The sequence below is a fragment of the Thermoactinomyces sp. CICC 10522 genome (assembly GCF_016055075.1).
In the GTDB taxonomy this organism is placed as follows: domain Bacteria; phylum Bacillota; class Bacilli; order Thermoactinomycetales; family Thermoactinomycetaceae; genus Thermoactinomyces_A; species Thermoactinomyces_A daqus.
Genome location: NZ_JAECVY010000002.1, coordinates 425,367 through 442,669, shown reverse-complemented (window position 1 = coordinate 442,669; position 17,303 = coordinate 425,367). Strand labels below are relative to the sequence as shown.

General features: G+C 51.2%; 12 protein-coding genes. 10 read left to right on the top strand and 2 right to left on the bottom strand.

The genetic code is table 11. The annotated features are described in order from the left end of the window. Positions 1-57 precede the first annotated feature (57 nt). The 5 genes from I8U18_RS05660 (at position 58) to I8U18_RS05640 (ending at position 6,864) form a co-directional block, all read left to right on the top strand. A complete protein-coding gene (locus I8U18_RS05660; RefSeq protein WP_198064565.1) occupies positions 58-1,842 on the top strand; it encodes a B12-binding domain-containing radical SAM protein in 1,785 nt (594 codons plus the stop codon). A gap of 313 nt (positions 1,843-2,155) precedes the next feature. Beyond that, the gene (locus tag I8U18_RS05655) at positions 2,156-3,412 is read left to right on the top strand and encodes an MFS transporter (RefSeq protein WP_232336302.1); all 1,257 of its coding nucleotides are present in this window, start codon (positions 2,156-2,158) and stop codon (positions 3,410-3,412) included. 399 nt (positions 3,413-3,811) lie between these two features. After that, positions 3,812-4,918: a glutamate 5-kinase gene (gene proB, locus I8U18_RS05650; RefSeq protein ID WP_198059280.1), complete on the top strand. Its 1,107-nt coding sequence runs from the start codon at positions 3,812-3,814 to the stop codon at positions 4,916-4,918. Beyond that, positions 4,918-6,198, top strand: a complete 1,281-nt coding sequence (locus tag I8U18_RS05645) for a glutamate-5-semialdehyde dehydrogenase (RefSeq protein WP_198064564.1) — start codon at positions 4,918-4,920, stop codon at positions 6,196-6,198. The genes proB and I8U18_RS05645 overlap by 1 nt, the downstream gene beginning before the upstream one ends. Positions 6,199-6,429: 231 nt before the next feature. Further along, on the top strand, positions 6,430-6,864 hold the full coding sequence (locus I8U18_RS05640) for a DUF6884 domain-containing protein (protein ID WP_033099271.1): 435 nt from the start codon (positions 6,430-6,432) through the stop codon (positions 6,862-6,864). 75 nt (positions 6,865-6,939) lie between these two features. On the opposite strand, the gene I8U18_RS05635 is transcribed toward I8U18_RS05640, so the two are convergent. Further along, complete coding sequence (locus I8U18_RS05635; protein ID WP_198055060.1) at positions 6,940-9,486, bottom strand: PIG-L family deacetylase; 2,547 nt, start codon at positions 9,484-9,486, stop codon at positions 6,940-6,942. Positions 9,487-9,807: 321 nt separating this feature from the next. On the opposite strand from I8U18_RS05635, the gene I8U18_RS05630 reads away from it, so the two are divergent. From I8U18_RS05630 to I8U18_RS05610, 5 genes are all read left to right on the top strand, one after another. After that, entirely contained in the window at positions 9,808-10,860 is a 1,053-nt protein-coding gene (locus I8U18_RS05630) for an extracellular solute-binding protein (RefSeq protein WP_198055059.1), read from the top strand. A gap of 29 nt (positions 10,861-10,889) precedes the next feature. Then, positions 10,890-11,975, top strand: a complete 1,086-nt coding sequence (locus I8U18_RS05625) for an ABC transporter ATP-binding protein (RefSeq protein WP_033099269.1) — start codon at positions 10,890-10,892, stop codon at positions 11,973-11,975. After that, positions 11,972-13,750, top strand: coding sequence for an ABC transporter permease (locus tag I8U18_RS05620; RefSeq protein ID WP_198064563.1), 1,779 nt, complete (start codon positions 11,972-11,974; stop codon positions 13,748-13,750). The genes I8U18_RS05625 and I8U18_RS05620 overlap by 4 nt, the downstream gene beginning before the upstream one ends. Further along, positions 13,731-13,997 (top strand): hypothetical protein, encoded by a 267-nt coding sequence (locus I8U18_RS05615; RefSeq protein WP_198064562.1) that lies wholly within the window; start codon positions 13,731-13,733, stop codon positions 13,995-13,997. The genes I8U18_RS05620 and I8U18_RS05615 overlap by 20 nt, the downstream gene beginning before the upstream one ends. 161 nt (positions 13,998-14,158) lie before the next feature. Beyond that, positions 14,159-15,193 carry a sporulation protein gene (locus tag I8U18_RS05610; RefSeq protein ID WP_198055056.1) on the top strand — a complete coding sequence of 345 codons (1,035 nt, stop codon included), beginning with the start codon at positions 14,159-14,161 and terminating at the stop codon, positions 15,191-15,193. Between the two features lie 145 nt (positions 15,194-15,338). Here the strand turns inward: I8U18_RS05610 and I8U18_RS05605 are convergent, their stop codons facing one another. Continuing rightward, positions 15,339-17,165 carry a monovalent cation:proton antiporter family protein gene (locus I8U18_RS05605; RefSeq protein WP_198055055.1) on the bottom strand — a complete coding sequence of 609 codons (1,827 nt, stop codon included), beginning with the start codon at positions 17,163-17,165 and terminating at the stop codon, positions 15,339-15,341. Positions 17,166-17,303: the final 138 nt, after the last annotated feature.

Sequence of the window (17,303 nt, the reverse complement as noted above, 5' to 3'; positions counted from 1 at the left end):
TCATTCGGTGTAGAATAAGGGGAGGTTTTGCAAGAACGTTAAATGAGGTAGGTTTATATGAAAATCGTACTATCGACGTTAAACGCCAAATATATTCACACCTCGCTTGCTTTGCGCTATTTGAAAGCATTTTGTGAGCGTGAATTTGCTGTGGAAATCGCGGAGTACACCATTAAGGATCCGGAGATGAACATCGTTTCCGACCTGTTTAACCGCGCTCCCGACGTGGTCGGTTTCTCTTGTTATATCTGGAATATCGAAGAGACGATCACCGTGATTGACATGCTGAAGAAAGTAAAACCGGATGTGAAAATCGTCCTGGGAGGGCCGGAGGTGTCCTATGACACAAAAGAATGGATGGAGCGGTTGCCCCAAGTCGATTTTATTGTGATGGGTGAAGGGGAAGAGACATTTCATCACTTGCTGACCGAGTTGAGCGGTGAACAAAAGTTCCATTTTGTGTTTGGACTTGCTTGGCGCAAAGGTGATGAAATCATCATCAATCCGCCGCGCCCCAAATTGGATCTGAACAAAATTCCCTCACCGCACCGGTTTGAGGAAGACCTTCCCCATCTGCCCAATCGCGTTGTTTACTTTGAGACCAGCCGCGGCTGCCCGTTCAGCTGCCAGTTTTGTTTATCCAGCATCGAAGTGGGGGTCCGTTATTTTGACATCGAGCGGACGAAGCAGGATTTGCTCTACCTCATCCGCAACGGTGCAAAGCTGATCAAATTTGTCGATCGCACCTTCAACATTAAGCGGGATTATGCACTGGAGATTTTTCAGTTTTTGATTGATCACCATGGGGGCTGTACATTTCAGTTCGAGATTACTGCGGATATTATGCGCCCGGAAGTGCTGGATTTTCTGGCGGAAAAGGCCCCGCCCGGCATTTTCCGCTTTGAGATCGGCGTGCAATCGACCAACGACCCGACAAACGAAGCGGTCAAACGGCGGCAGAACTTTGCCAAGCTGAGCCGCACCGTGACCAAAATCAAGGAGTCCGGAAAAATCGCGCAGCATCTCGACTTGATTGCCGGGTTGCCGCTGGAGGATTACAACACTTTCAAGAAAACATTCAATGATGTGTTTGCATTGAGGCCGGAAGAGTTGCAGCTCGGCTTTCTGAAAATGCTGCGGGGAACCGGGATGCGGCTGGAAGCGGAGAAGTACGGCTATGTATTTATGGAGAAAGCGCCTTATGAAATCCTGGGGAACGAGATTCTCCCGTTTTCCGACATTGTCCGCATCAAGCGCGTCGAGGATGTTTTGGAAAAGTACTGGAATGCCCATCGCATGGATCATACCATTTCCTATCTGGTGGAGCGGGAGTTTCCGTCTCCCTTTGATTTCTTCCAGGATTTCGGGAATTTTTGGGAACGCAAGGGCTGGCAAAAGATCGGTCATCAGCTGGAAGATTTGTTCACCCGCTTGCATGCTTTTTTGTTGGAACGGGCTACCAGGCATCTTGACCTGATTCTCGGCTTGATGAAATACGACTACTACCTCGGACACAAACACCGCCCGCGCAAGGTTTGGTGGGAGCTGAGTTTGAGCAAGGAAGAGCAGGCTGCTCTGTTGCGACAGGCTGCGGAACAACCGGAACTTCTTTCAGGCGATTTCGCAAACCTTGAGCTTTCCGAGCGCGATCTGTTCAAACATGCGGTTGTCGATATGTTGCCTTTCGATTTGGACGTTTATCTGCGAACAGGCGAAATTCTTCGGCGGGACGTCGCTCTGTTTGCCGTTTACCGGCCTGATCAAGGAATGTCGGCCAGATGTTACACGATGCCGGTGAACGACCGCCAAGTTCCGCCGCCCGATGTGCGTAAAGTCGTTTGAACGTTCGTTCCGGGGCAAGCGAAAAAGCGGAAAGGCTTTGTTTTCACATTCGCATTAAGACGAAACCTCCTCCGGATGGGGGAGGTTTTCTCGTAATATTGATCGTTTTCCGGATCATGGAGCCTCCTCCCTTCCATTTCTGCCACACATGTCAACGAAATGAGTGAACGGGGAATGGAGCGGGAAAACATTGACAATGAATGGTGTTTTTCAATACGATTAAATTATTAGATAATAGGAATATTTTTGTATATGGAGAATTGTCTTTGTTGCCCGCGGTCAGTGAACCAGCTCAAGAAGGGGGTTGACCAGTTTGTCTGCATCACAAAATCAAGCTGTGAAAGAGAATCATGGTGCGAAAAAAGTGAGACAAATGAATTTTCGCTGGTGGTTTGCCGTTTGCTTATGGGTTTTGCTCTTAATCTCCTACATCGACCGGACCAATATTTCCATCGCCGGTCCCGAGATGGTCAAGGACGGAGTGGTCACGGAGAGTGCACTCGCTCTTGCCAATAGCCTGTTTCTCTTTATGTACGGATTGTCCAATCTGTTCGGCGGTTACCTGGGTGATCGCTTCGGGCCGAGAAAAGTCGCCTTGTTCGCGCTGATCTGGTGGTCGCTCATGACCTTGTTCACCGGTTTTGTCTGGAGTTCATTGGCGCTCGTTTTTTCACGGGTTCTCCTGGGGTTGGGGGAAGGGATGCACTGGCCGCTCAACTCAAAGTGGGTCAAAGAGTGGTTCCCGTCCCATGAACGGGCTCGCGCAAACATGTTCTGGGAATTCGGGCTGACGATGGGGCCGATTATCACCGGGCCGTTTGTGACCTGGCTCATCCTGTCAACTGGCACATGGAAAACCCCGTTTATCGTGATGGCTGTCATCGGGATCATCATCATGGCCCCGATTCTTTGGAGTATTGCGAAGGACCGGCCGGAGGAAAGCCGTTTTGTTTCCGCGGAGGAGCTCGCCTATATTCAAAAGGGGCGCAAGGATGAAAGCACCTCCAGCGTGGGTGTCGGCGATGTTTTAAGAAAAGCGGATTTTTGGCTGCTTTTGATCAACTGGTCGGGGATGGCGACGGTCTTTTACGGAATTTTATTCTGGCTTCCCTCCTATCTGATGAAGGTGCGCCATCTTTCCCTTCATATGACCGGATTTTGGTACATGCTGCCCTATATCTTGATGACAATTGCCATTATTTTGACCGCTGTTGCCAGCGACCGCCTGATGAAACGTTCCATCTTTGCCGGGATTGGAACCATCATTGCCGGTGTGGGGCTCTTTTTGGGAACGCATACGGATAATCTCGTGCTGGCGATGCTGCTCATCTCCGTATCGGCCGCGATGAACGGCGTGGTTTTACCCACGATTTGGAGTTCGCTGCAACGCATGTTTCCCAGCCAAAATGTCGGAATCGGCGCAGGGCTGTTAAACGGGTTGGAAAACATCATCGCTGCGGTGGGGACGTATATTCTCGGCCTTTCGTTTAATGTCGGTTTTTCCTACCTGATCATCTTCGCCCTGATCGGCGGCATCAGCGGGCTGATTCTGGCGAAACGCGGGTATTGAGAAAAAATCGTTGACAGGCATGGTCTTTTCGGTTATAAACAATTCTATATAATGGATCGGTTGACGCAATGATGGAGTGAGTAAGCTTGGTTCCGGCGCCCAGAGAGCAGATTTCAGAGGCTGGAAGAATCTGCCGCCGCCCGGGCTGAACCCCGCCTCCTGAGCTTCCCGTGAAAAGCGGGACGGTTACCGCCGTTATCGGTTCGAGTGGGCGATCCGCTGCTGCTGGGCGGATTTGCCAATGAAGGTGGTACCGCGAAAGAACCTTTCGTCCTTCTGGGGATGAGGGGTTCTTTTCTTTTTTACTGTGAAAGTTTCCGATTTGACTGAGTTTCATCCGGGGTTTGCCGCAAAAGAGAGGAATATTTTCGATAAAAATGGTTGAAGGTGGTGGTATCCTTGCAGGGAAAACGCATGGTCATAAAGGTGGGATCGAGCAGCATAACGGAAGCCGGCGGAAAAATATCACAAGAGAAAATGAAAAGCTTGACAGCGCAAATGGCAAGTCTGATCCGGCAGGGGATGGAATTGATCCTGGTTTCATCCGGAGCCGTCGCTGCCGGATTGGAAAGACTGGGCTGGTCGCGTGCACAGATTACCATTCCCGAAAAACAAGCCGCTGCTGCAGTGGGACAAGGCATTTTAATCGGGATGTACCAGCAGCTCTTCGCGGCCGAACAGATTCAGATCGCCCAGCTTTTGCTGACACGTGCGGATGTGGAGGATCGCAAGCGGTACATCCATATTCGGAATACGGTTGAAACCTTGCTGCGCCGGGGCATTTTGCCCATTGTCAATGAGAATGACACCGTGGCAGTGGATGAAATCCGCTTTGGCGATAACGATACGCTGGGCAGCCTTGTTGCGTTGGTGGCGGAGGCGGATGCGCTTGTGATGCTGACAGACATCGACGGATTGTATACATCCAATCCGGCCCGGGACCCGAATGCGCGGCGGATTTCTGAAGTGACGGAGATTACGCCCGGTTTAAAAGCGATGGCGGGTCAAAGCATCAGCCGGGTTGGAACCGGCGGCATGCAGACCAAGCTGGCAGCAGCCGAAATTGCCACGCAGTCGGGGATTGAGACCTTTATCGCATCAAGTCAGGAGCCGGACGTATTAACGAAAATCGTTTCCCGGCAACAGGTGGGGACGCGGTTTTTTCCCCACCACCGTCTCTCGGGAAAAAAGTCCTGGCTCGCCTACGGCACGAGAGTGGAAGGAAGTGTCACCGTCGATGCAGGTGCTGCTGAGGCTTTGATCGATGGTTATGGCAGCCTCCTCCTCGCGGGGGTGGAAAAGGTGAGTGGGGAGTTTTTGGAAGGTGCGGCTGTTGCGATCAGGAAAGCAGACGGAGAGGAGATCGGCAAGGGAATCGTCCATTTCTCCAGCTTTGATTTGCGGTTGCTTCTGGAGAGAAAAAAAGTGGAGAAAAAGCAAAGCCACTATCCGGTCGTCATCCATCGGGATGCACTGGTGATTCTTGTGAAAGAGGGGAATCAGTGATGACACAAAATGAATTGCAGCGTTATGTGATTGAAAAGACGGAGAGAGCTAAACAGGCCTCCCGAAAGCTGGTTCTTTGCACCACCGAGGAGAAAAATGAGGCACTCCTTGAGATGGCAGATACACTGTGGCGGGAACGGGAGAGAATCCTTATGGCAAACCAAAAAGATATCCAGGCGGCCAGAGCAGCAGGAACGCCGGAGGGTAAGCTGGATCGGTTACGCTTGAACGAATCCCGTTTGCTGGAGATGATCGAAGGTCTCAGGCAGATTGTCGAACTGGATGATCCGGTGGGAGAGGTGCTGGAAACCTTCCAGCGGCCAAACGGGCTGAAAGTGGAGAAGGTGCGCGTTCCTTTCGGGGTCATTGCCATGGTGTATGAATCGAGGCCCAACGTTACCGTCGATGCGGCCGGGCTGGCCCTGAAAACGGGAAATGCCGTGGTTTTGCGCGGGGGAAAAGAAGCGCTTCGCTCCAATCATGCCCTGATCGAAGCATTGACAAAAGGGTTGCGCCAGTCGAACGTGCCCCCGGAGGCGATTCAGTTTATTGACCGCCCGGAACGGGAGACGGTCGATTTTCTCATTCGCGCCAAAAATACGGTCGACTTGGCCATTCCGCGCGGGGGAGCCGGATTGATTCAGCGCGTCATCCAAAATGCGCTGGTTCCCGTGATTGAGACGGGAGTGGGCAACTGCCACGTCTATGTCCATCAGGCGGCTGATCCGGAGCGGGCCACCCGAATTGTTGTCAATGCCAAAACCGGAAGGCCATCGGTGTGCAACAGCATCGAGACCGTATTGGTCGACGAAGCGATCGCTCCTGTCTGGCTCCCGCAAGCAAGCAGGGATCTGGCTGAAAAAGGCGTTGAACTGCGTGGATGCGAAAAGACATGCGAAATTCTGCGCCACACTCCGGGATTAAAACTGGTGCCCGCTTCGGAGGCGGATTATGCGACCGAATTTCTCGATCTGACGCTGGCGGTGAAAGTGGTATCCGGACTGGAAGAAGCAGTTGCGCACATAGAAAAGTTTGGCACCCGCCATTCGGAAGCGATTGTGACCGAAGACAACGAAGCGGCGAAAGCGTTTCTGGCACAGGTGGATGCTGCTGCGGTGTACCATAATGCATCCACCCGCTTTACCGACGGCTTTGAGTTTGGCTATGGAGCGGAAATCGGCATTTCCACGCAAAAGTTGCATGCGCGGGGACCGATGGGACTGAAGGAATTAACCAGTTATAAATACCGGATCCGCGGAACCGGGCAAGTGAGAGAGTAGCTGAGCAGCGGAATTCCGTCGCAAAGAAGCGGCGGAATTTTTTCTGTGACACATACGGCCGGACTGAGACCGGATTGTGAACATCAAGTGTGATTGTTTTTAAAATAAATATATAATAGGATTAGTCTGTCGATTTTTCCGGGAATGTTGATGAGACAAATACCGGGCTGATCTCCGATGACGCGCTTGTACTTTCTCCGTTAAAACCAAAGATGAGGGGAATCCTCTTCTATGAAAATCGCTTTTGTCAGCTGCTCGAAAATGAAAAGGGAGATTCGCTGCCCCGCCTGCGAAATGTTTACTTCCGCGCTGTTTCGCAAAGCTTTTTCCTATTGCAAAGATCATTATGACCAAGTCTATATTCTTTCCGCCCACTACGGGTTGTTGCATGAAAAGCAGATGATTGCCCCTTTTGACCGGGCGATGCGCCAGTTAAGTGCGTCACAGCGCCGGGATTGGGCAGTGCGCGTTCATATTCAACTGCTCGATCAACTGCGCAAACAGTCGATCGCCTGGGAAGAGATCGAGTTGGTTGCTTTTTATGCCGGGGAGGATTATCGCACTTTTTTAATTGAGTTGTTTCCTGAAACGATTCCTGTGGTGGTTCCGCTCGCAGGATTGCCCATCGGAAAGCAGCTGCGGTTTTTTAAGGAGCAGGGTTATTGAGTAGTGTTTTTCCGCCGTGTTGTAAACATGACAAAGGGAGTCTCCCGAAGCGCGGGAGACCCCCTTTTTTCTGTGTCAGTGTTTTCCTTTTGGATAACTGACCATGTTGACAAACATCCGGTAAGCACCGGGTACCTGATTCTGGATTTCCCGATACCAGACCATGGAGGTGTACAGATAGGTGCCTTTCCCGTAATCGGCCACTAACAGCCCGCTGTCGAACGGTTTTTCCCCGGGATCGGCCATCGAGAAGAGGGGAACATAGTGCTGCCGGTCCCAGTCAGAGGGAAAATAGACTGCCCTCTCTTGCACCCAGCCGTCAAAATCGGCGGAAGTGATGGGATTGGGCCATTGCAACAAGGGATGATCCGGTTTTAAAAAGGTGACCGGTGCCGTTTCATCGGTGACCCGCCAGTTGATTGGCGGATCGCCGGGTGTGAGCGGATAGGGAGCGAGCTCCGGTTTCCAGCGGTCGGTCGGCTTATGGTATTGCATGACCACATGGCCGCCGTTTTTTACGTAATCGAGAAGACGCTGATTGTTGGCCAGCAGGTCATCCCGCGACAGATAAGCGCGAATCCCGACGACGATTGTATCATATACGCTTAAATCCCCGTTTTTCAGGTCATCCTCAGTCAGCATTGTCACGTGCAACCCGGCTTGCCGCAAATGTTCGGCAACATCGTCAAAGCCGCTGTCCACATAGCCGATGTTTAAGGACGGGTCAAGTTTGAGAGGAAAGGCATTCAACTTGATGGCTGCATCGGTGATGTAGTAGCTGGTGCCGATGTGAGGGTAGGAGATGCGTTCCACCTGGGCATGGAACTTGTGGTTGCCGACGGCGGCGGTGACCGGAATCTGGTATTGCTGAGCTTTTAACGGCCCGGTGGCCTGAATGCGGACGGTAAAGTTTTTGGTTTCATCCGCTTTGGCAAATTGCACGTTCCATTTTGCCGGAGTTGCCTTGAAGCCTTTTGGCAAGTCCAGAGAGATCGTTCCCTGGCTGGGGCCGTTTTTATAATTGGTCACTTTAATCGCAATCGTTTGCTCAGGTTGTGTCGCTTCCGTATTCAGAATGCTCGCTTCGGGGGTGAGTGTGATCCCCCAATCCGGCAGCAGGGCGGGTGTAAAGGTCAGCGGATCGGCGGTAATTTGCTCGGTCACTTTTTGTCCTCCGATCAGGTAAGACAGATCCACTTGCAGAACCGGAGGATGATAGGGATGGAAATACGATTCGGGATTGGCGGGAGCGGTCATCGCAAAGGAAACAGTCATTTCTCCTTTGGAAGGGAGAAAGGTTCGATAAGGCTTCATTGCGAATTTCCATCCGCCTGCGGGTTGCAGGGGGTGGATCCGGACCTGATGAATGGCGTTGTTTCCGGTATTGTTCAGCTGTAGTTTGACAGTGGAGGTGGAGCCTGGGGTCCAGACGTCGCGGTCGAGGGTCACACGGGTTTGGATGCCTGCGGCGATGGTGATCACATGTTGCAGTTGCTGTTCTTTGATGTTCAGGCGGTACAAGAGGTCATCTTTTTGTTCGTGATTTAACGGGGCGTGGGCAGCCAATTCCTTGGCCATTCGCGTCATGCTTAATGCCTTGACAGCGGCGGCAGTCACCTCAGGCCTGTTCGGATAGGCGTTCTGGGTTCGTTCGTACTGGGTTTGCAGATGAGTTAACGTCGTTTTCAGGGCCGGGTCTTTTACCTGGCTGGCGTAACTTTTAAAATCATAGGGCAGTGAATCGAACAGGGACGTCTCCGGTCCGGTTGCGCTGACGGAAGAACGGATCAATTCCAGGGAGATATACTGGTCAGCCACGGGCAGGTCGCGCCCCATCCCCTGGCTTTTGTGTTTTTTGCGTGATTCCTCTCCCAATTGGGGATAGGTGAGTCCGTATACCGGATCGACTTTTCCGCCGACATTAAAGCGCAGCGTTTCGTGCCCGTCTGTTCCCGGCAGATAAAGTTTTTTCACTTGCCAGGGTTTCAGCCCGGCTTTGATCTGTTCGGGAAAAACACTGGGATCGGCGGCATCTTTAAAGGCGCGCACCGTCAGTTCGCTGATCGCCCGATGATGGCCGTGTTCGGTCGGGACATCGCGGAAAGAGGGCATGATAATATCCGGGCGCTCTTGGCGGATCCGGCGGATCAACCGTTCGTACGTCAGGGTTTCACCCCATTTTTTCAAGGTTTCTTCGGGTGATTTGGAAAAACCGAAGTCATAGATCGGGTCATTTAAGTCTTCACTCAGCATGAACAGATGAACATCCAGCACTTTGGCGGCTTCCTGCAATTCGCGGCTGCGAATAATTCCCAGTGCATTTCCGAGTTCGGGTCCGATCTCGTTTTGACCGCCTTCGCCGCGGTTGGCCAGGACACTGATCGTCCGTACCCCTTTACCCAATGACAGATAAGCGAGCAGAGCGCTGTTCTCATCATCGGGGTGAGCGCCGGTGTTCATAAAGTTGACGATGGTGTCGAGCGGACGCAGTGCTTTCCACAGTTCCTGATCCGGTTCGGATGCAGTGGAAAACGCGACGGAGCGTGAGGGGGAGGCCAAGGGGAATAACAGAACGAAAACGAGCAGCAGAGCGATCAAAACCCGCTTGCGTGACATTTTCATGCTTTTTCCTCCTCGGATTAAAATTGGTTGCCTGACCCGGGATGTTGTGAAAGCAGTTTTCTTGATCTTTATTTTGTGAAATGGAATGAAAGTTTATTTTTATCTGTATATTTATTTAACCAGAAGCCGGTTTTCGTTTTCAAATTCGGGAATCGAAGAAATGAAGAGAAAGAAAGAGAATGGAAATCGATCATAAAGGCGATTGAGCCAACACGACAATTGATTGACTAGTATTTTATTTCATAATTATCGTATTTTTGTGTAATATAAGTAGAGAGGAAGTTTTTGGCGGATGATGAAGGAGGAAAAAGGAGGGGTTTGATGAAGAAAAGATGGCGCTGTTGGCTGAGCGGTGCCCTCGTTTTTCTGTTTGTGACCGGTTGTTTGGCCACCACGCCTCCGTCCGCCGACAAAGGCGGTTTGGAAGAAAAGGTTGTCGTCTACTCTCCCCACGGCAAAGAGATCTTGCAGGAGTTTGAAAAACGGTTTGAACAAGCGCATCCCCATGTCGATGTAGAGTGGCTGGATATCGGTTCGCAGGAGATTTTGGACCGCGTTCGGTCGGAAAGGGAAAATCCACAAGCGGACGTGTGGTGGGGAGCGCCGTCGGTCATGTTTGAAAAGGCAAGGGAGGAAGGATTGCTTCAACCCTATCATCCCTCTTACAGCAAGGCGTTGCCCAGGCAATTCCGTGCTGTGGATGACAGTTGGACAGGAACCAGTCAAACCCCGGAAGTGATCATGTACAATTCACAGAAGGTTTCTCCTTCCGAAGCTCCGAAGGACTGGGATGACCTGCTCGACCCCAAGTGGAAAGGGAAAATCATTATCCGCTATCCGCTTGCCTCAGGGACGATGCGCACCATTTTCAGTGCGATGATTTATCGTTTCGAGCAACAGGATCACAGCCCGCAAAAGGGCTATGAATGGCTGAGAAAACTCGATGCCAATACCCATTCCTATGCGGCCAATCCGGAAATTATGTACAACCAGATCGCACGCGGTGAGGGAGTCATTACGGTGTGGGATATGCCGGATACCGTGATGCTGAAGGAAAAGAAACATTACCCGTTTGATTACGTGATTCCCAAAAGCGGAACCCCTGTTCTGACTGAAGGAATCGCCATTATAAAGGGAGCAAAACATCCAAAGGCCGCTGAGGCTTTTTATGAATTTGTCAATACGCAGGAGTCGATGAGATACTTGGCGGAACAATATTATCGCATTCCGACACGCACGGACGTGACCGGATTGCCGGAGTGGATCAAGGATAGCAAGATTACGCCGATGGATCTTGATTTCAAACTTGTGCAGGCAAAAGAACAAGAGTGGATGAATTACTGGGAACAGAATATCAAAAACAAATCAAAATAACAGTGCCGAAATCCGGATGGGAGGCAGCCATGAGCAGTGTTCGCTTTGAAGCGATTACCAAGCGCTTTCAGGATGTCATCGGAGTGGCAAACTTGAATCTGGAGATCAGGAACGGAGAATTTTTTACTTTGCTCGGTCCCAGTGGCTGCGGGAAAACAACGACCCTGCGCATGATTGCCGGTTTTACCTTCCCGAGTGAAGGGAGGATTTTTCTGGGAGAACGGGAGATCACTTCCGTCCCGCCGCATAAGCGCAATACGGGAATGGTTTTTCAAAATTACGCTTTGTTTCCACATATGACGGTGATGGAAAATGTGGCCTTTGGGCTTACTGTCCGCAAACTTTCCAAACCGGAACGAACAAAACGGGTGAAAGACATTTTGCAGCGCGTACGCTTGGAGGGTTTTGAAGATCGCAAAATATCCGAACTCAGCGGCGGGCAGCAGCAACGGGTGGCGCTGGCCCGTGCCCTGGTGATTCGGCCGAGCATCCTGCTGCTGGATGAACCCTTGAGCAATTTGGATGCACGTTTGCGGGAGGAGATGCGGTCGGAGATTTTGGCGCTGCACCGCTCGTTCGGCATCACGACCGTCTATGTGACTCATGATCAGACAGAAGCGCTCACGATGAGCGACCGCATTGCCGTTTTTCAGAGAGGAACATGTCAACAGGTAGGAACCCCGGAGGAAATTTACCAATCCCCGAAGAATGCGTTTGTCGCTTCTTTCGTCGGTGAGACCAATCTCTTGCCTGCGACTGTGCTCAAACGGGAAGGTGATTCGGTTTTGGTTTGCGCTGCCTCCGCCCTGTTTGAAGTGCCCGTAACGGCGGTGGAAGGGGAGGCGGCGGTCGGGGAAACCATGTGGCTGTCGATTCGCCCGGAAGCGGTGGAAATCGTAACCGGGCCCGGGAGCAATACGATTTCCGTAACGACGGAGCTGATTCAGTTTATGGGTTTTTCCATTCACTGCACGGCGAAAGCGGAGGATGGAACCCGCTTGCGTTCGTTGATCCTCAATCACCGCTTTCAGGGAATGAAAGAAGGGGAGGCGCTGTTCTTTCACTTTCCCGCAGAACGATTGCGACTGTTTGCCCAAAGGGGAGAGGAGGAATGAGGAGAAAAGCGGAGATTGTGCTGCGGCATGTTTGGCGGAATCGAACCACCTGGATTTTATTGCTGCCGGTTCTGTTTGTGCTGATCGGTTATGTACTCTATCCGACATGGCAAACTTTTGTGAACAGCATCCGGTTTAACGGTCACTGGGGATTTGAGTTATACCGCCGTTTTTTCACCGGCGACAGCCTGTCCAATTTGGAAGCGTTGTGGAACAGCGTCTATCTGTCTCTGCTAAGCGTGATTTTCAGCGCATTGATCGGGGTTCCTCTGGCGCTGATCTTCCACCGGTACGATTTTCCCGGGAGGCGCCTGTTTCAGATGGCGGCCGTGATGCCCATGGTTTTGCCGTCTTTGGTGGGGGTAATGTCTTTTCTTTTTCTGTATGGGGAATCAGGTCTGGTGACACGGACCGTGCAGCATTTGCTCGGGCTCAGCACACCGCCGTTTACGCTGTCGGGTGTGCCGGGAATCTTGCTTGTTCACACTTACACCATGTATGTTTATTTTTATCTGACGGTTTCATCGGCGCTTCAGGGGTTGAATCCGTCTGTTGAAGAGGCTGCCGTCAATCTGGGGGCCGGGCCGTGGACCGTGTTTCGCAAGATCACCCTGCCGCTGCTCACCCCGTCGCTGATTGCCGCGTCCCTGCTCGTGTTTATGACCTCGATGGCTTCCTTTTCCGCCCCTTTTCTGCTGGCTGGTGGATACCGCGTGCTCAGCCTGCAGATCTATTTTTCCAAATTGAACGGGGATATGCAGATGGCGGCTGTCCAGTCGGTGATCTTGTCCGTCGTCTCGATTTCCTTTTTGCTGTTTATGCGGTGGCATCAGGGACGGCGGGATTATCATATATCGGAAAAAGGGGTGAGCGGGCGGCGGAGGGAAGTGCGCAATCCTTATGTCAAATGGCTGCTGGTCTTTTTGGGCATCCTCATGGTGGCGGTGCTGTTGCTGCCGCATTTCACCCTGATCCTGCTGTCATTTGTGCCGGAAGGGACGTGGACATATCAGACATATCCGACGGAATTCAGCTTGGAAAATTACATTCTGCTCATGAAAGATCCCTCGATTTGGGAACCGATCCGCAACAGTTTGTGGATGGCCGCTCTGGCCACGGCCGGCAATCTCCTGTTCGGCGTTTTGACGGCGTACCTGTTGGTGAAACGGAAATTTCGCGGCAAAAACCTGCTGGATATTCTCGTGATGCTGCCTTGGGCATTGCCGGCGACGGTCGTGGCGATGAACCTGATTTTTGCCTTTAATGTCCCTGCTTTTTTCGGATTTGGCCATGTTTTGGTCGGGACTTTTTGGATTTTGCCGCTCGCTTATTTTATCCGTCATATTCCCTTGGTCGTGCGGCCGACCAGTGCGGCGTTTGCCCAACTGGACGACTCGCTGGAGGAGGCGGCCCGAAATCTCGGGGCTGGATGGTTTACCGCTTTTCGCCGCGTGATCTTGCCGCTGGTGCTTCCCGGGATGATGGCCGGTGCATTGCTGGCTTTTGTGACGGCTGTCGGTGAATTTGTTTCTTCCGTTCTTCTCTATACCATCGATAATCGGCCGATCTCGATCGAGATCATGAATCAGTTGCGCATGTTTAACCTGGGTCAGGCTTCCGCTTATGCGGTATATCAGATTTTGTTGATCGCGCTGGTCATGTTTGTCTCCAATCGGTTCTTAGGCGTCAAGAGCGTTTGTCGCTGCCAAGGCATCTTCGTCCCAACTCGGGCTCGCTCAGGTTCCGGTGGGGTGGGTGAACGATGCAGCGCTTAAGGTGACGGGGAAAGCACTGCATTTGGATGAGAAAATGTGGGGCAAAATCGCCGATCCTGAGTATTTTGTCAATAGGAGAGATCGCACTGGCGGGCCTGCACCCCAAGTGGTGACGGAAATGATCAGGAAGCGCGAGCGGATTTGGGAGTCGGAGAAAGCGAAATTGATGCAGGAGCGGCAGAGGCTGGCGAAAGCCGAAGCGGATCTCGACGCCAAGGTGAAGGAGTGCTGTCAGGGGGAATCGTAGAAAAAACTCTTGTCATTTCGGTTGCCCCCGGAAGCGGGAAGGTGAGGGAAACCTCGGGAGCCTGGTCCGGGGTTTTCTGTATTTTTCGGTTTCAAATGAAGGAAATGTGAAAGAACAAGCGAAAAGAAAACAGGGCAATATGACAGAAGGAGACGAAAAAGATGTTTGGGAAGATATTAGCCAGTTTGAACATCGGCGGAACCATTGTCGACACCATATTGGAGAAAAAAGAATTGCGCCAGGGGGAAAAGGTAGGCGGACAACTCCGTCTCGTCGGCGGGAAAAGCGAGCAGAAAATCAATAATGCCACATTAACCCTGGTGTGCGAATATCGCTATGACCATAAAAAATCGGTTAAACATACATGGAAACAGGTGAAAATCGGACCGATCGGAACGATCCGGCCGCAGGAAGAAAAAGTGATCCCCTTTCAGCTTGAAGTGCCGGAGACGATGCCTTGTACTTTTCACGATTATCTCCGGGAAGGATTTTGTACCAATTTAATCACCGATTTGGACATTCCCTTTGCCATCAATCCGCACGATAATGACGAGGTCACGATTCTGCCCCATCGCGATTTGCAATTATTGCTCGATATTCTGGAATCCTTGGGCATGAAAGTGGTCAAAATGAGCGGGCCGATGGTTCCCTTTGGTTCGACTGCGCCCGCTTTTCCATATTACCAATCGATTTCGCTTGAATCAGGCGGGCTGGTTTCGGCCACGGTGTCACTCCTGTGGAAAGGGAACGGTGAAATCAAATGCTTCCTCGGCCGGAACAGCCGGATGCTTAACATCTCAGCGAGTGATCACGAGGAAGGCGGAGAAAGGATGAAAGCGCTTTTTGAGAAGGAACTGGGGGTGGCAGAGAGGAAATTGGTGAACGAGGTTCTGGAACGCCTGGGCATTGATCGCGACCCGGCCCGTTTTTACCGTTTGCGCATTCCGGAACGTTACCGCCCTTATTGCACCGAATTTTCGCTCGAATATTTGCATAAAAACCTTTTTGAACTTGAATTGGATCAGAAAAGGAAGGGACTTAAAAGTATGGTCGACGATATGCTCGACCTGGATGAGCGCAAGATCCGCTTCCGGGTAAATGAAGAGGATTTGCGCGATCGGGGAAAACGAATTGAAGCACTCATCATCGACTCTTTTGAACAGTTGAAACCAAACGGGACAGAAAAAAATACCTAATAATGAAAAACCGCTTCTGGATCCGCATTTTCAGAAGCGGTTTTTCATTTCCTTCCTGAACAGCTTCACAAGCCGGGAGAAGGGTCTTTTTGGTTGTTCAGGGCCCCGTTCCCCTGCAAACCTCGCAATTTTTCCAAAGGCATCTTTACTGAAGCATGTGGTTTAGCTTGTGTACATATTCCGGGCTTCCGCTGATGATCAAGCGGTCCCCGACCTGCAGCAAAGTGTCCCCGTGAGGGATGATCGCCTCATTTCCGCGAAAGATGCGGATGATGAGGGTGTCTCCGAGAAAGGGCAGATCGCGGACGCGCGTCAGATGGTATCGCTGGTTGGCCAGGGGGATTTCCATCAAATATCCCGCATCATCCGTTACCAGGCGGAACAGGGACGGATACTCGATCATCGCTTTGACCAGGGTTGTGTTGGAGAAGAAGGCGGAGGTGAACTGAATGCGCGAATCCTTCGCCGGCTGTTGCAATTTCGGGTCTTCCACGCGTGCGATCACTTGTTTGACGCCCTTTTTCTCCGCTGCCATCGCAATATCGACGTTTCGCCGGTCATCTGAAGTAAAAGCGATCACAATGTCTTTATCAAACACTTTTTGCTCATCGAGATGCTCGGGATCGGCAACCGGCATTTCGCAGATTTTAAACGGCCGGTCATTCATATGTTCCAAATTGGATTTGTCTGGTCCGTACAGCGTCACATCATAACCGTCTTCATGAAGATCGTGGGACAGTTTCAGGGTGACGGCATTAATGCCGACCAATGCGACCGAGGCTGTCTGTTTCTCTTCTGCATCCGGGATGATCCGCTGAAAGAGAATGGGGGACAAAATCGCTGTGACGACCGCGGCCAGAACCAATGCCGTATTCATGGTATTGGTGATGATCTGGAGGTCCATCCCGACTGCCGCTCCGGCGATAACCAGGCTTAAGGTGGATGTCAGCAAAAAGCCGGAGCCGATGGAGCTGTGCCAATCAAACCAGCGGCGGAAGATAAACACGACCAGCACTTTGGACAGGTAAAAGGATAACAGAAGAAGCGGAAACGTAATCAGGGCTTTCGGATCTTTAATCAGACTGATTAAATCGAGTTTGGCCCCTACCATCACAAAAAAGATGGGAATTAAAAAACCAAATCCAAAGGCCGTTAATTGGTTGACAAAAGATTTTTTGGGAGATAACAGGGAGACGATCATCCCGGCCAAAAAAGCGCCGAGAATGTTTTCGGCTCCAACGGTTTCCGAAAGAGCGACAAAAAACAGAATGAGGGCAAAAACGCCCCGCGTTCCGATGGAAATCGTTTCTTTTGAGATTTTTTCTGTCAGGTTGGCCGGTTTCAAGGTGTGGATCAAACGGTAGACCACAAAAAAGATGACGAAGAGCGACATCAGCAACAGGATGCTTTTAAATCCGGACGGAGATCGAAGCGATACATAAACAGCCAGCAAGATCATCGTTAAAAAATCAGCGATCACGGCAGTGACCAGAATGGATTGCCCCAGGGTGTTGCGGGCAATTCCCTTATCTTTGATGACCGGCAGGGTTACGCTGAGCGAAATGGTGGAGATGATGAGAGTCATAAAAAAGGGTGCCTTGACCAGCCCGAACACGTAAAAACTGATCGATAACCCAAATGCCAGCAGCATGATGCTCAAAAAACTGATGAATCCGATTGCCAGCGGATTGGGTGCTCCTTTTTCCTTTTTTCTTGACTGGAAGATCATATTGAAATCGATCTCCAGGCCGCTGAGAAACATCAGATAAATAATCCCCAGCATTGATAATAATTCCAGCCAGTTATCCTGATTGATTATGGAAAATCCGCTTTTGCCCAAAACGAGACCGACCACGATTTCCGCGACAACCACAGGGATAAAATTCCATTTGAGGCGGTGCAACACGATCGGGACGATAAAGGCGGCGATGACTACAATCATGAGGGAAATAAGTGAATGATGACCTTCCATAAATGCCTCCACAGCCAATTTTTATCCTGACACGAGGAAAGGTTTGAACAAAGTATTCCACAAGTTTGAAGGAAATAAGCGCAAAACAACCGATCTCAATGATAAAATAAATAAGGGGGAAAATCCCCTTTTTTAAGG

What these genes read in the sequence shown, in the direction of transcription:
- I8U18_RS05625 (WP_033099269.1), top strand. Translation starts at nt 10,890, where the DNA reads ATGAGCAGTGTTCGCTTTGAAGCGATTACCAAGCGCTTTCAGGATGTC.
- I8U18_RS05630 (WP_198055059.1), top strand. Translation starts at nt 9,808, where the DNA reads ATGAAGAAAAGATGGCGCTGTTGGCTGAGCGGTGCCCTCGTTTTTCTG.
- I8U18_RS05645 (WP_198064564.1), top strand. Translation starts at nt 4,918, where the DNA reads ATGACACAAAATGAATTGCAGCGTTATGTGATTGAAAAGACGGAGAGA.
- I8U18_RS05640 (WP_033099271.1), top strand. Translation starts at nt 6,430, where the DNA reads ATGAAAATCGCTTTTGTCAGCTGCTCGAAAATGAAAAGGGAGATTCGC.
- I8U18_RS05635 (WP_198055060.1), bottom strand. Translation starts at nt 9,486, where the DNA reads ATGAAAATGTCACGCAAGCGGGTTTTGATCGCTCTGCTGCTCGTTTTC.
- I8U18_RS05610 (WP_198055056.1), top strand. Translation starts at nt 14,159, where the DNA reads ATGTTTGGGAAGATATTAGCCAGTTTGAACATCGGCGGAACCATTGTC.
- I8U18_RS05660 (WP_198064565.1), top strand. Translation starts at nt 58, where the DNA reads ATGAAAATCGTACTATCGACGTTAAACGCCAAATATATTCACACCTCG.
- I8U18_RS05605 (WP_198055055.1), bottom strand. Translation starts at nt 17,165, where the DNA reads ATGGAAGGTCATCATTCACTTATTTCCCTCATGATTGTAGTCATCGCC.
- I8U18_RS05620 (WP_198064563.1), top strand. Translation starts at nt 11,972, where the DNA reads ATGAGGAGAAAAGCGGAGATTGTGCTGCGGCATGTTTGGCGGAATCGA.